The sequence below is a fragment of the Oceanicola sp. 502str15 genome, assembly GCF_024105635.1.
GTDB lineage: Bacteria > Pseudomonadota > Alphaproteobacteria > Rhodobacterales > Rhodobacteraceae > Vannielia.
In genome coordinates this window covers 330,234-343,650 of the sequence record NZ_WYDQ01000001.1, presented here as the reverse complement: position 1 = coordinate 343,650, position 13,417 = coordinate 330,234, and the positions used below count along the sequence as shown (strand labels likewise).

Annotated in this window: 14 protein-coding genes and 1 tRNA gene; 8 read left to right on the top strand and 7 right to left on the bottom strand. The window is 64.9% G+C overall.

Annotated elements, in window-relative coordinates; all coding sequences use genetic code 11:
* The first annotated feature begins 165 nt into the window (after positions 1–165).
* The 3 genes from GTH22_RS01705 to GTH22_RS01695 all read left to right on the top strand — a co-directional run bounded on the left by GTH22_RS01705 (position 166) and on the right by GTH22_RS01695 (position 4,252).
* A complete protein-coding gene (locus GTH22_RS01705) occupies positions 166–3,603 on the top strand; it encodes a pyruvate carboxylase (RefSeq protein ID WP_252942817.1) in 3,438 nt (1,145 codons plus the stop codon).
* Positions 3,604–3,705: 102 nt separating this feature from the next.
* Positions 3,706–4,092 carry an MAPEG family protein gene (locus GTH22_RS01700; protein ID WP_252942816.1) on the top strand — a complete coding sequence of 129 codons (387 nt, stop codon included), beginning with the start codon at positions 3,706–3,708 and terminating at the stop codon, positions 4,090–4,092.
* Positions 4,093–4,177: 85 nt separating this feature from the next.
* A tRNA-Gly gene (locus GTH22_RS01695) sits at positions 4,178–4,252 on the top strand.
* A gap of 453 nt (positions 4,253–4,705) precedes the next feature.
* On the opposite strand, the gene GTH22_RS01690 is transcribed toward GTH22_RS01695, so the two are convergent.
* The 4 genes from GTH22_RS01690 to GTH22_RS01675 all read right to left on the bottom strand — a co-directional run bounded on the left by GTH22_RS01690 (position 4,706) and on the right by GTH22_RS01675 (position 8,293).
* Positions 4,706–5,362, bottom strand: coding sequence for a nucleoside/nucleotide kinase family protein (locus GTH22_RS01690; RefSeq protein WP_252942815.1), 657 nt, complete (start codon positions 5,360–5,362; stop codon positions 4,706–4,708).
* Entirely contained in the window at positions 5,359–6,129 is a 771-nt protein-coding gene (locus tag GTH22_RS01685) for an ATP-binding cassette domain-containing protein (protein WP_252942814.1), read from the bottom strand. Before GTH22_RS01685 ends, GTH22_RS01690 begins: the two co-directional genes overlap by 4 nt.
* Positions 6,129–7,190, bottom strand: coding sequence for an ABC transporter permease (locus GTH22_RS01680; RefSeq protein ID WP_252942813.1), 1,062 nt, complete (start codon positions 7,188–7,190; stop codon positions 6,129–6,131). Before GTH22_RS01680 ends, GTH22_RS01685 begins: the two co-directional genes overlap by 1 nt.
* Positions 7,191–7,279: 89 nt before the next feature.
* On the bottom strand, positions 7,280–8,293 hold the full coding sequence (locus GTH22_RS01675; RefSeq protein ID WP_252942812.1) for a sugar ABC transporter substrate-binding protein: 1,014 nt from the start codon (positions 8,291–8,293) through the stop codon (positions 7,280–7,282).
* Between the two features lie 185 nt (positions 8,294–8,478).
* Here GTH22_RS01675 and GTH22_RS01670 point away from each other — a divergent pair, with 185 nt between their 5' ends.
* The gene (locus GTH22_RS01670; RefSeq protein WP_252947550.1) at positions 8,479–9,678 is read left to right on the top strand and encodes an ROK family transcriptional regulator; all 1,200 of its coding nucleotides are present in this window, start codon (positions 8,479–8,481) and stop codon (positions 9,676–9,678) included.
* Positions 9,679–9,911: 233 nt separating this feature from the next.
* Here GTH22_RS01670 and GTH22_RS01665 read toward each other — a convergent pair whose 3' ends face one another.
* Positions 9,912–10,148: a hypothetical protein gene (locus GTH22_RS01665; protein WP_252942811.1), complete on the bottom strand. Its 237-nt coding sequence runs from the start codon at positions 10,146–10,148 to the stop codon at positions 9,912–9,914.
* Positions 10,149–10,298: 150 nt separating this feature from the next.
* Between GTH22_RS01665 and GTH22_RS01660 the strand changes: the two genes are divergently transcribed.
* Complete coding sequence (locus GTH22_RS01660; protein ID WP_252942810.1) at positions 10,299–11,033, top strand: Crp/Fnr family transcriptional regulator; 735 nt, start codon at positions 10,299–10,301, stop codon at positions 11,031–11,033.
* 133 nt (positions 11,034–11,166) lie between these two features.
* Here GTH22_RS01660 and GTH22_RS01655 read toward each other — a convergent pair whose 3' ends face one another.
* Both GTH22_RS01655 and GTH22_RS01650 read right to left on the bottom strand, forming a co-directional pair.
* Positions 11,167–11,487 carry a hypothetical protein gene (locus GTH22_RS01655; RefSeq protein ID WP_252942809.1) on the bottom strand — a complete coding sequence of 107 codons (321 nt, stop codon included), beginning with the start codon at positions 11,485–11,487 and terminating at the stop codon, positions 11,167–11,169.
* An 89-nt stretch (positions 11,488–11,576) separates the two neighbouring features.
* Positions 11,577–12,002 (bottom strand): hypothetical protein, encoded by a 426-nt coding sequence (locus tag GTH22_RS01650; RefSeq protein WP_252942808.1) that lies wholly within the window; start codon positions 12,000–12,002, stop codon positions 11,577–11,579.
* 271 nt (positions 12,003–12,273) lie between these two features.
* Between GTH22_RS01650 and GTH22_RS01645 the strand changes: the two genes are divergently transcribed.
* The 3 genes from GTH22_RS01645 (at position 12,274) to GTH22_RS01635 (ending at position 13,402) form a co-directional block, all read left to right on the top strand.
* Complete coding sequence (locus GTH22_RS01645) at positions 12,274–12,588, top strand: hypothetical protein (RefSeq protein ID WP_252942807.1); 315 nt, start codon at positions 12,274–12,276, stop codon at positions 12,586–12,588.
* Positions 12,585–12,929 carry a hypothetical protein gene (locus GTH22_RS01640; protein WP_252942806.1) on the top strand — a complete coding sequence of 115 codons (345 nt, stop codon included), beginning with the start codon at positions 12,585–12,587 and terminating at the stop codon, positions 12,927–12,929. The genes GTH22_RS01645 and GTH22_RS01640 overlap by 4 nt, the downstream gene beginning before the upstream one ends.
* Before the next feature lie 89 nt (positions 12,930–13,018).
* A complete protein-coding gene (locus GTH22_RS01635) occupies positions 13,019–13,402 on the top strand; it encodes a hypothetical protein (protein WP_252942805.1) in 384 nt (127 codons plus the stop codon).
* The last annotated feature ends 15 nt before the right edge of the window (positions 13,403–13,417 follow it).

Here is a 13,417-nt window from a genome sequence, read left to right as displayed (position 1 = left end):
ATATCGCGTTACGCTTTTGAGGGAAAGAGCGTGTTCACCTTGCGTTCCACATCGCGGCCATACCGGCATTCCCGCAGCTTCTGCATTGCAGCATCTCCCCTTTCCCTTCCGTGAAATCTCCGTAACAATCGGGTCTGCTGCAACGCGGAATAATCGGGGAGCGCCATGGCTGAATTTCAGAAAATCCTTATCGCAAATCGGGGCGAGATCGCCATCCGGATCATGCGGGCGGCCAACGAGCTGGGCAAGAAGACGGTCGCCGTCTATGCCGAGGAAGACAAGCTGGGGCTGCATCGCTTCAAGGCCGACGAGGCCTACCGGATCGGCGAGGGGCTGGGCCCGGTGGCCGCCTATCTCTCCATCGAGGAGATGATCCGCGTCGCCAAGATGTCCGGCGCCGATGCCATCCACCCCGGCTATGGCCTGCTCTCCGAGAACCCCCAATTCGTCGATGCCTGCGAGGCCGAGGGCATCAAGTTCATCGGCCCCAAGGCCAAGACCATGCGCCAGCTCGGCGACAAGGCCTCGGCCCGCAAGGTCGCCATCGAGGCCGGCGTGCCGGTGATTCCGGCCACCGAGGTGCTGGGCGACGACATGGAGGCCATCGCCGTCGAGGCCGAGAAGATCGGCTATCCGCTCATGCTCAAGGCCAGCTGGGGCGGCGGCGGTCGCGGCATGCGCCCGATCAACAAGCCCTCGGAATTGAAGGAAAAAGTCCTCGAAGGCCGCCGCGAGGCCGAGGCCGCCTTCGGCAATGGCGAGGGGTATCTGGAAAAGATGATCACCCGCGCCCGCCATGTCGAGGTGCAGATCCTCGGTGACAGCCAGGGCAACATCTACCACCTCTGGGAGCGCGACTGCTCGGTGCAGCGCCGCAACCAGAAGGTCGTCGAGCGCGCGCCCGCCCCCTATCTCTCCGAGGCCCAGCGCGAGGAGATCTGCAACCTCGGCAAGAAGATCTGCGAGCATGTGAACTACGAATGCGCCGGCACCGTCGAGTTCCTGATGGATATGGAAACCGGCAAGTTCTACTTCATCGAGGTGAACCCCCGCGTGCAGGTCGAGCATACCGTGACCGAGGAAGTCACCGGCATCGACATCGTGCAGGCCCAGATCAAGATCGCCGAGGGCAAGTCGCTGGTCGAGGCCACCGGCACCGCATCGCAGTATGACGTGCGCCTGAACGGCCACGCGCTGCAGTGCCGCGTAACCACCGAAGATCCGCTGAACAACTTCATCCCCGACTACGGCCGCCTCACCGCCTATCGCTCCGCCACCGGCATGGGCATCCGGCTCGACGGCGGCACCGCCTATGCCGGCGGCGTCATCACCCGCTACTACGACTCGCTGCTGACGAAAGTCACCGCCTGGGCCCCCACCCCCGAGGCCGCGATTGCGCGGATGGACAGGGCGCTGCGCGAGTTTCGTATTCGGGGCGTGTCCACCAACATCGCCTTCGTCGAGAACCTGCTGAAGCACCCCACCTTCACCGGCAATACCTACCACACCAAGTTCATCGACGAGACGCCGGAACTCTTTGATTTCAAACGCCGCCGCGACCGGGCCACCAAGATCCTGCGCTACGTGGCCGACATCACCGTGAACGGCCACCCCGAGACCGCCGGCCGCCCCAAGCCCGCCGAGGCCAAGCCGCCCAAGGCCCCCGCCCGCCGCGTCGAGGTGCCCGCTCCGGGCACGCTCAACTTGCTGCAGGACAAGGGCCCCAAAGCGGTGGCCGATTGGATGAAGGCGCAAAAGCAGCTCCTCATCACCGACACCACCATGCGCGACGGCCACCAGTCGCTGCTCGCCACCCGGATGCGCTCGATCGACATGATCCGCGTCGCCCCCGCCTATGCCGCCAACCTGCCCCAGCTCTTCTCGGTCGAATGCTGGGGCGGCGCCACCTTCGACGTGGCCTACCGCTTCCTGCAGGAATGCCCCTGGCAGCGCCTCCGCGACATCCGCGCCGCCATGCCCAACATCATGACCCAGATGCTGCTGCGCGCCTCCAACGGCGTGGGCTACACCAACTACCCCGACAATGTGGTGGTCAGCTTCGTCAAGCAGGCCGCCGCCTCCGGGGTCGACGTGTTCCGCGTCTTCGACTCCCTCAACTGGGTCGAAAACATGCGCGTGGCGATGGATGCCGTGGGCGAGAGCGGCAAGATCATCGAGGGCACGGTCTGCTACACCGGCAACCTGCTCGACCCCGATCGCGCCAAGTATGACGTGAAGTACTACGTTGAAATGGCAAAGGAACTCGAGAAGGCCGGTGCCCACGTCCTTGGCCTGAAAGACATGGCTGGCCTGCTGAAGCCCTCCGCCGCCAAGGTGCTGATCCCGGCGCTCAAGGACGCGGTCGACCTGCCGATCCATTTCCACACCCACGACACCGCCGGCATCGCCTGCGGCACCATCCTCGCCGCCGCCGAGGCGGGTGTGGATGCGGTCGATTGCGCCATGGATGCGCTCTCGGGCAACACCTCGCAGGCCACGCTCGGCACCATCGTCGAGGCGCTGGAATACACCGAGCGCGACACCGGGCTCGACATCGGCGCCATCCGCGAAATCTCCGACTACTGGGAAAGCGTCCGCACCCATTACGCCGCCTTCGAGAGCGGTCTCCAGGCCCCCGCCTCCGAGGTCTACCTGCACGAAATGCCCGGCGGCCAGTTCACCAACCTCAAGGCGCAGGCCCGCTCGATGGGGCTCGAAGAGCGCTGGCACGAAGTCGCGCAGATGTATGCCGACGTGAACCAGATGTTCGGCGACATCGTGAAGGTCACCCCTTCCTCCAAGGTGGTCGGCGACATGGCACTGATGATGGTTTCCCAAGGCCTTACCCGCGCCGAGGTCGAAGACCCCAAGCGCGAGGTCTCCTTCCCCGACTCGGTCATCGACATGATGAAGGGCAACCTCGGCCTGCCCCCCGGCGGCTGGCCGGAGGGCATCCAGAAAAAAGTGCTGAAGGGCGAGAAGCCCCTCACCGAGCGCGCCGGCAAGTCGATGAAGCCGGTCGATCTGGAGGCCACCCGCAAGGAGGTTTCCGAGAAGCTCGGCTTCGAGCTGGATGACGAGGATCTGAACGGATACCTGATGTATCCCAAGGTCTTCACCGATTACGCCGCCCGCCATGAAGAATACGGCCCGGTCCGCACCCTGCCGACCGAAACCTACTTCTACGGCATGGAACCCGGCGACGAGATCTCTGTCGAGATCGACCCGGGCAAAACGCTGGAAATCCGGCTCTCCGCCGTGGGCGAAACAAACGAAGAGGGCATCGTGCGCGTCTTCTTCGAGCTCAACGGCCAGCCCCGCACCGTCCGCATCACCGACCGCCGCGTCGCCTCCGCCGTCCAGGCCCGCCCCAAGGCCGAACTCGGCAACGACAACCACATCGGCGCGCCCATGCCCGGCTCGGTCGCCTCCGTCGGCGTCAGCGCGGGCCAGAAGGTGAGCGCGGGCGACCTGCTGCTGACCATCGAGGCCATGAAGATGGAAACCGGCCTCCACGCCGAGCGCGACGCCACCGTAAAGGCCGTCCACATCCGGGCCGGCGAGCAGATCGACGCAAAGGATCTGCTGGTGGAACTGGAGTAAAGGCGCAAGCCGCCCCAATCAGCCCCCCTGCGCGCCCAACGTAACACGTTGATCCGCAGGGGGATTTGCGCTCAGATGCCACCGTTCGAGGAAGGGCTCCCCATGTTTGCCGTCACATCCATCTACGCAGGCCTGCTGACGATCTTCTTCGTCGGCCTCAGCTATTCCGTCACCGTGCGGCGGCGGACCAAGGGCATCTCGCTGGGCGACGGCGACGACAGCCGGATGCGCGCCCTCACCCGCGCCCAGGGAAACTGCGCCGAATACGCGCCGCTCGGCATCCTGCTGCTGGCCCTGTCCGAGGCACAGGGCGCCCCCGCGATTGCCCTGCACCTCCTCGGCATCGCCCTCCTCGCAGGCCGCCTGCTGCACGCACGCGCCCTGCTTGGCCCCAGAATGAGCCTGCCGTTCCGGGTATCGGGCATGGTGCTGACCTTTTCCGCCCTGCTGCTGATGGGTCTCGGGCTGCTGTTTCACGCCCTGTTCTGAGCCCCCGGAAATTTTTCGCCAATGGGGCCAAATTTCCCCTTGAACCCGCCCCTCCCCCCCGTTATTTGACCGCTACTCAACGGATGCGGGCGTAGCTCAGGGGTAGAGCATAACCTTGCCAAGGTTAGGGTCGTGAGTTCGAATCTCATCGCCCGCTCCAATGAGTAGAATGACCCGAAGGTCATTGCAGGCATTCCCCTTCACCAAAATCAAAGCTTGCTCACAAGTCCGGCTGCGAACGCCCGGCTTCGGCATAGTGAACGGACTCGGCGCTTATTTGTGAAGGCTTGGCCAGATGCTGCGAAGGCATCTACGGCAATTGGCCCTCCTCCCGAGCCACACCCGCATCGAGCTCCCGATAGTCATAATCGTAAATTGCGAATGCCTTATCAGGGACACTGAGAAGCGGCGAAACCGCGCCTGCTCTGTCGCCTCCTGACGCGACACTGGCTTCTTTCGCAGTTTCAAGAGAGTCCGCATCACCAAAGTGGCGGACCAAGAGTCGATCAAGGTTCAAGGAAGCGCTGCGCAAGCGAGCCATTTGGAACACAACAGCTCAAACCCCGCACGCGTTGCCCTTCAACCGAAACGCCGAACCACGCCAAGTGTCAGGTCAGACGGGCATTTCGGTGGTGCCCTCACCGCCGGCCCAAATCACATCGGCTGGCAGCGAGGTCTGTGCGATCAACGCGGCATTGGCGAGGTCGTTTCCCTCGGCTCGGGCGGTTGCCTCCGCCGGCGACAGGCCATGCTCGAGCCAGCGCGCCACCAGCCGCGCGCGCAATATCTCAATCTCGACGGCCACCAGAACGGACAGATCCATGTGCTGGCGCAGGTCGCGCCACAGGGGCCTGTCGAGCAGCAGGTAATTGCCTTCGACGATTACGGTTTCGCAGGCCTCGTCGACAATGCCCGCACCCGCAATGGCGATATCCCTCGTACGGTCAAAGACCGGAAAGACGATCTCGGGCTCGTCACCCAGTCGCCCGACGAGGTGCAGGAAGCCGGCCGCGTCGAAGGTTTCCGGCGCGCCCTTCCGCGCCAGCAGCCCGCGCTCGACAAGGATCGGGTTGTGCAGGTGGAAACCGTCCATCGGCACCACCTGCGCCCGCTGCCCGGCCTCGTTGAGCGCGTCGCAGAACGCGGTGGCGAGGGTCGACTTGCCGCTTGCGGGCGCCCCTGCAAGAGCAACCACCCTGCGGCGGCGCTTCATGGGGGCGTTCAGGACGGCCTGCCCCAACTCGGGCAATGACGTGACCGAGGGGGTCATGCCGCGACCGGCGGCGCCTCTTTTGCGCCCGTCATGAAGGCCACCGCGTCCGACATCGTGTAGTCGCGCGGGTCGATCACGCAGAGGCGGCGGCCCAGCCGGTGCACATGGATCCGGTCGGCCACCTCGAAGACATGGGGCATGTTGTGGCTGATCAGGATGATCGGGATGCCGCGTGATTTCACGTCCTGGATCAACTCCAGCACCCGCCGGCTCTCCTTCACGCCGAGCGCCGCCGTGGGCTCGTCGAGGATGATCACCTTGGAGCCGAAGGCCGCCGCGCGGGCCACGGCAACACCTTGCCGCTGACCGCCCGAAAGGGTTTCCACCGCCTGATTGATGTTCTGGATCGTCATCAGGCCAAGCTCGGTGAGCTTCTCACGGGCCATCCGTTCCATCGTGGGGCGGTCAAGTTGGCGCAGGAGCTTGCCCCGCCAGCCCGGGCGGCGGATTTCGCGGCCCATGAACATGTTGTCGGCAATCGACAGGGCAGGAGACATGGCGAGCGTCTGGTAGACCGTCTCGATGCCCGCCTCCCGCGCGTCGATGGGCGAGGCGAAGTTGACCTCCTTGCCCTCCAGCGTCACCGTCCCCGCATCGGGGATCACCGCCCCCGACACCGCCTTGATGAGAGAGCTCTTGCCCGCGCCGTTGTCGCCGATCACGGCAAGGATCTCGCCCGGCATCAGGTCGAAGTCGCAATTGTCGAGCGCGGTCACGCGGCCATAGCGCTTGGTCAGGCCGCGGCCCTTGAGAATGGGTTCCATCAGGCTGCCACCTTTCTGATCCACTGGTCGACGGCCACAGCCGCGATGATGAGAGTGCCGATAAGCAGGTAGGTCCACTGGGCGTCCGCCCCGGCGAGCCGCAGCCCGAGGGTGAAGACACCAACGATCAGGGCCCCGAAGAGCGTGCCGAGGATCGAGCCGCGCCCGCCGAAGAGCGAGATGCCCCCGATCACCACGGCGGTGATGCTCTCGATGTTCAGAAGCTGGCCCGAGGTGGGCGAGACAGAGCCGATCCGCCCGATCAGGGCCCATCCGGCGAAGGCGCAGATGAGGCCCGCGAGCGCATAAACCGAGATCAGCGTGCGCCGCACGTTCACGCCCGAAAGCTCCGCCGCATCCGGGTCATCGCCCACGGCATAAACATGCCTGCCCCAAGCGGTGTGCCGCAGCACATAGGCGAGGATCAGCACGAGGATCAGCATGAAAACCACGCCAACGGTAAAGACCGCGCCGCCCACGCTAAACTTGGCGCCCATGAGCTGAAGCAGGGGGGCCGCCTCGGCTATGTCCTGGCTGCGGATAGTTTCGTTGGCCGAATAGAGGAAGTTGGCCGCCAGCACGATCTGCCACATGCCGAGCGTCACGATGAAGGGCGGCAGCTTGACCCGCGCCACCAGCCAGCCGTTCAGCGCACCGATGGCGGTGCCGAGGGTGAGACCGGCGACGATGGAGAGGCCCACGGGCACACCGTAGCGAAAGGTGAACTGCCCCATGATGACCGAGGAGATCACCGCGATGGCACCCACGCTCAGGTCGATGCCCGCCGTGAGGATAACAAGGCTCTGCGCGGCGGCCACGATGCCGACGATCTGTACCTGTTGCAGGATCAGCGTGAGGGCGAAGGGCGAGAAGAACCGGGCACCGAGCGTAAGGCCGAAGACCGCGATCGACAGCACCAGCACGATGAGCGGCACGAGCGCCGGCGTGGTGTGCAACAGGTGCTGAAGCCGGTCGATCAGGTTCTTGTTGTGCCCGTCGAAGGACGCGACTTCACTGGGTGCGCTGGAGGCAGAGGCCTCGTAGTTATCAGATTGTGACATGTGTCCCCCCGGGGCAGGCGCGTGTCCTGCCGGTTTGAACAGGGCGGAAACCTCCGCCCCGTTCGTGGTTCAATCGGCTGCCTGCCGGGTCAGCCCCAGCAGAGCTCTGTGCCCTCGGCGGTGTCGATGCTCTCGACGCCCTCGGCGGGCTTGTCGGTGATGAGCGCAACGCCTGTGTCGAAGAAGTCCTTGCCGGGCGTGTTGGCCGGCTTGGTGCCGTCCTTGGCGAAGGCGACGATCGCCTCGATGCCCTTGGACGCCATCAGCAGCGGGTATTGCTGCGAGGTGGCGCCAATCACACCGTCCTTCACGTTGGCCACACCGGGGCAGCCGCCGTCAACCGACACGATCAGCACGTCGTTCTCGCGGCCAATCGCCTTGAGCGCCTCATAGGCCCCGGCAGCGGCAGGCTCGTTGATGGTGTAGACCACGTTGATCTCGGGGTCGGTGGCCAGAAGGTTTTCCATCGCCTTGCGGCCGCCCTCCTCGTTGCCGGCGGTCACGTCGTTGCCGATGATGCGCGGGTCTTCCTCGTCACCCCACTTGTTCGGGTCGCCCAGCTCGATGCCAAAGCCCTGAAGGAAGCCCTGGTCGCGCAGCACACCCACGGTGGGCTGGCTGACGGCGAGGTCGAGCATGGCGATCTTGGCATTGGCGGCCTCGTCGCCCAGCGTGGCGGCGGCCCACTGGCCGATCAGCTCACCGGCGAGGAAGTTGTCGGTGGCAAAGGTCATGTCGGCGGCGTCGATCGGCTCCAGCGGGGTGTCGAGCGCGATCACCACGAGGCCGGCGTCACGGGCCTGCTGCACGGCCGGCACGATGGAGCTGGTGTCGGATGCGGTGAGCAGGATGCCCTTGGCGCCGTTGGCGATGCAGGTCTCGATGGCGGCCACTTGGGTTTCATGGTCACCGTCAACCTTGCCGGCGTAGCTGTTGAGAGTAACGCCCAGCTCGGCGGCCTTCGCCTCGGCGCCTTCGCGCATCTTCACGAAAAACGGGTTGGTATCGGTCTTGGTGATCAGGCAGGCGCCGATGTCCTGGGCCATGGCGGTGCCGGACATGGCGCAGAGTGCGAGCGCAGTTGTTGCGACGAGTTTCTTCATGATTTCCTCCCTGGGAATCGTTGCAGTGTGGATCTCCCATTGATCCGCCCCCGACGGATGACGCCCGGGGTTGCACCGTAAAAAGCGTGATTCCGTTCACCCTGTCAATAAATAAATAAACTTGATTTATTAACGGACGGATGGCCTACTTCCTTTGGGGCGGGAATTTTCGTATGGCCAAGCCGATGGATGGCAGTGAGATCAAGGGGCTGAGCGGCGGGGTCAACCAGTCGGGCGTTCGCAACTACAACGAACGCCTTGTACTGTCGGTCCTTCAGCGGCGCGGAGCCATGGCTGGCAGCGATATTGCGCGCCTCGTGAACCTGTCTCCACAGACCATCTCGATCATCCTGCGTCGGCTCGAGGCGGACGGCATCGTGATGCGCGGCGACCCGAGCCGCGGCAAGGTGGGCAAGCCCTCGATCCCGATGCGGCTCAACCCCGACGGCGTGCTTTCGGTCGGCTTCAAGGTTGGCCGGCGCAGCGCCGACCTTGTGCTCACCGGCTTCGACGGGGTCGTGCGCCACCAGATCCAGGAGCACTACGACTATCCCTTTCCCGAGGCCGTCTTCAGCCTGCTCGAGCGCGGGCTGGCCACCTTCGTCGAGCAGCTCTCGTCCGAAGAACGCGGACGTCTCTGCGGCATCGGCATCGCCGCCCCCTTCGAGCTGTGGAAGTGGCACGACCTCGTCGGTCACACCGCGGAGCGGTTTCGTTCTTGGAAGGACATCGACTTCACCAAGGAGGTCGCCCGGTTCAGCGATCTGCCGGTCTTCATGCTGAACGATGGCACCGCCGCATGCCACGCCGAACATCTCTACGGGCGCGGCAAGGAGTTTCGCGACTATGCCTTCGTTTTCGTGAGCTCCTTCATCGGGGGCGGGGTGGTGCTGAACAACACCGTCTTCGAGGGCAACCAAGGCAATGCCGGGGCGCTGGGCTCGATGCGAACGACGGGCCCGCAGGGCGAGAGCCTGCAACTGATCGACGTGGCCTCAATCCACCTGCTGGAGGGCCGGCTGGTGGAGGCCGGGGTGGACCCGAAGCTGCTTTGGCAGAAACCGCAGGACTGGAGCATGCTGTCGCGCTACGTCGACCCGTGGATGGCCCAGACGGCGCAGGAACTCGCCAAGGCCGCGCTGTCGGTGTGCTCGGTCATCGACTTCGAAGCCATCGTCATCGACGGCGCCTTTCCGGCGGAAGTCCGGACGGACCTCGTCAACCGGGTGCGACGCTACTTGGTCAACCAGGACACGCGAGGCCTGATCGAACCCAGGATCGAGGCCGGCAGCATCGGTGAAACCGCCCGAGGCATCGGCGCCGCCAGCGCCCCGATCTTCTCGCAATTCCTGTTGAACGCCAACGCGGGCCTGACGGCGTATTGACCGGCGCGGGACGTGCGCCGAGAAATCACCGGTGCGCCTGCGCGGCCGTGAAGTTGCCGCCGGTTTCCAGTTTGAAGCTGTGCGATTTTGCGAAGGCATCGAAATTACTCCGCGATGGGCTTGCTCGAAGGCGGGCGAGACGACCCGAAGCGACAAGGGGCATGGATGCCTCCCCTCGCCACAAGAAACAAGCAATCACGGAGCAAAAACCGCCACCAACCAATCGCGCTGCCTCACAACCGCCGAACGGAGGTCCCGCCTGCGATGATCGCGTTGATCATCTCCGCGATGGATCTGTGCTCGGCCATTTCGAGGTCCGTGCCGACGGCATTCTGATGAGACGCCGCGGCGTCGCGCAGAACCCCCACGATCTCGTGCTCCGGCAGCACCCCGCGATCGTGCAAGGCAAGCAGGAGCGCCTCGCAGATCGACAGGGCCGCCTGGCCTGCATGTTCGCTTGCGGTGGACATCCGTGGTTCCTTCCTTGGCGTCATGAACCGGTGTAGGGTGAGGCTCAGATGGATCCGCACTTCTCGCAGGAAGTGGTCTATGCTGGACTGATCCAGAGCAGTGTCCGTACCGCTTTCCGCTTTTCGGGGCGCGACACACCGCGAGGCCGCATGACATCCGTCGATCAAAGCCCCCTCACCCGCAAGCTCTCGGCCTTCGTCGCCCTGTCCGATGATGAGCTGGCCGTGCTTGAGCACCTGCACCAGCGTCGCCGCTTCTTCGTCGCGGGGCGCGATATGGTGCATCAGGGCCAGTCGGCGCGGGCGGCCTATATTCTCTCGTCGGGGTGGGTCTGCTCCTACAAGCTGCAGGCCGACGGAACGCGGCAAATCGTGGATTTCCAGGTGCCTGGGGATTTTCTCGGGCTGCGGAGTGTTCTCCTGCGCGCTTCGGACCACAGCTTCGAGCCCATCGTGGACATCGAAGCCGCCGAAGTGCTGACCAGCGACCTGCTCAACGCCTTCGCCCAGACACCGCGCCTCGCGACCGCCATCCTCTGGGCGGCCTCTCGGGATGAAGCGATGGTGGTGGAACATCTCGTCGGGATCGGCCGGAGAGATGCGGACGCCCGCATGGCGCATTTTCTGCTGGAGCTGGGTGCGAGGCTTTCGCTGGTCGGCATCGGCAGCAAGGACGGATTCGACTGCCCGCTGACGCAGTACCACCTCGCCGATACCCTTGGGCTGAGCGCCGTTCATGTGAACCGCGTTCTGCGACAGCTGCGCGAGAGGGGGCTGGTGACTTTCCGGGACGGCCACGTGACCTTTCACGACCACGCCGGACTGGTGGAGCTTGCCGAGTTCGATCCCGCATATCTGGACCAGACCGGGCCACTGCTGACGTGAAAGGGCCGCCCTCCGTTGCGCGGCAGGCGACCCCGGGTATCACATCCGACGAGGGAGCATGCGCGAGGGCGTGTGTCGCCGCACTGCCCCAGATCAGTCCCGGCGGCTCCTGTGGGGCGATCGCCTCTGCGCCTCACGTCACAGCGGTTTGCTGATGGGACATCCGAAGCCATTTGTCGTCATCCTTCAGATAGCTCGAGGCGCAGAGGGCCTTGTAGGTAGGCAGGTCGGTTTTGTCCGCCGAAGCCCGGTAGGTGAGAAACGTGATATCGCCACAGCGGGTGACGCGCCGTTCGGACATGACGACGCTGCGCCAGCCCGTCCGGTCCCGTAGGTGGGTCCAGATCTGGTCCCCCTGCAGGATGCCGGGCGGATGGGGGAAGATCATGACGGCGTTGGCCGCTGTGGTGTCGCGCACATTGTCGGCGCCGTTGGTCCAGAAGTGCTGCTCCATGTCCCAGAGCACGCCCTGTTCGTGAGTAGACAGGGTGCCGGATGTGTGGGCTGCATGTGCCGGTCTCTTCGCGGTTGCGGTTGATCCTGTCATTCGCCGGACCCCGACCCGCCCACCATGAAGATCTGGAACAGCACGAAGAGGATCCCGAGCACCGGCAGGATCGCCGCGCTTTTCCCCGGGCTGCCTTCTGCGGCGGTTGTTACGGCGCGCTTGAGGCTGCCCGAGGGGCGGCTTTCGGGAAGGAGCTGGCTCAGGTGCCGGGCGATCCTCCCGTGATCGCTGGCGAGCTCGGGGACGTCGCGAAACCGGGCAAGCAGTGCCCCCAATCGCGCCCGCGCGCCGTCGCGCCCGAGGCTAACGAGGTCGGCGGTTTCATTCCAAGGGTCGAGGCCGAGCCGCGCGAGGGCGGAGAGGACCGTGACGATGTATCCGTTCCGGTCTTCGCCGACCGAGGCATACAGAAACCGCTCGAATTCGCGCGGGTGCGGGTTGAGAACAGGGGAGTCGGTCATGCTGGTTTCCATTCCTATGTTGCGGGAACGCCAATTGTCCCGCTTTCCCGCAGTCTACAGGCCCGTCCGCCCCGGCGCCCTTACACAGGTCAGTGCTGCCGATGGCTCCGGTGAAGGCAGAAATCGGCGCGGCGGGCGGGACTAACCTGTGTCAGCACGGACCGCACGATCCGGGCGTAGAACAGAAGAAATCGTTCAACCTGCCAGGCCCGCGATCCGGGGGCCCCTGCAGGGCTGCGCGTCGGATCTGCCAACATCGTGGAGACCAGAGATGAACATGCGGTCGAGCACTTCGACGGTGACGTTTTCGAACCCGTTCACGCTGCCAGGATACACCGGCGAACTGCCTGCCGGCGACTACGAGGTTCTTGTCGAAGAAGAGCTTCTGCAGGGCCTGAGCTTCGAGGCCTACAGGCGGACGGCGACCTATCTGAAGGTCCGGGGCAAGGGCGCCCAAGCAGGGCGGCGTGAGCTGCGGGCGACAACCGAGGGCGACCTCACCAAGGCGCTGCACCGGGACGCGGACGCGACCGAAGCGAACAAACATGGCGATGCGGCGCCTTCTCCGCAGGAGGACACAACATGAATACTCCCGAATGGCTCAAGCCCGGCCTCTATGGCGCCGTGATCGGCGCCGTTCTTGTCGGCGTGGTTGGCTTCACTTGGGGCGGCTGGGTGACCGGCGCCACCTCGAACGACAGGGCGATGGCGATGTCGCGTGACAACGTAGTCGCTTCCATGGTGCCCGTCTGCCTCGACATGGCGCGCTCCGACCCGGCACGGGCCGACAAGCTTGAAACGATCCGCGCCGCCTCGACATACCAGCGGCGCGACGCGCTCATGGAGGCGGGCTGGTCGACCATGCCCGGAACCGAAGCCCCGAACCGCGACATCGCGCAGGCCTGTCTCGCGGAACTCGACCTCTGATCGGGCCGGGGCACTTCACCATCATGCTGCGAAGTGCGGTGCTGGCCGGGACAGAGGCGAAAAATCGTGCGCCCGGGGTTTCAGATCCTATGGCCCGAACGGACCGTAGCGCGCCGCATCTCGTTCACCGGCAAGGCCGTTTCGTGGTGCCGGGCGCATTGCCCCGACGCGAACAGGGCCAGCGCCAGACCGATACCCATTCGAAACACATCATGCGCGCCGTGAGGCTCCTCGGAGACGCGCCCGCGCCCAAGGCGAAGGAGCCGGAAATGACCGTCAAGCAAGATACGCAACCGAAAAACAGTGGGGGACAAGTAACCTCGATGATCCGGCCAAGGCAGCCCCGCGGGGTCGAGCCGCGCGACAGGGGCGGAATCTGGAAGATGCAGGTCGATGGCAAACACCCCGGCGGCAACCACCAGGCGGGACATGCCCTTGCCGCTGCCGCCTTGCACGAGTTGGCACCGCAATGACCGTTAGCACCCATT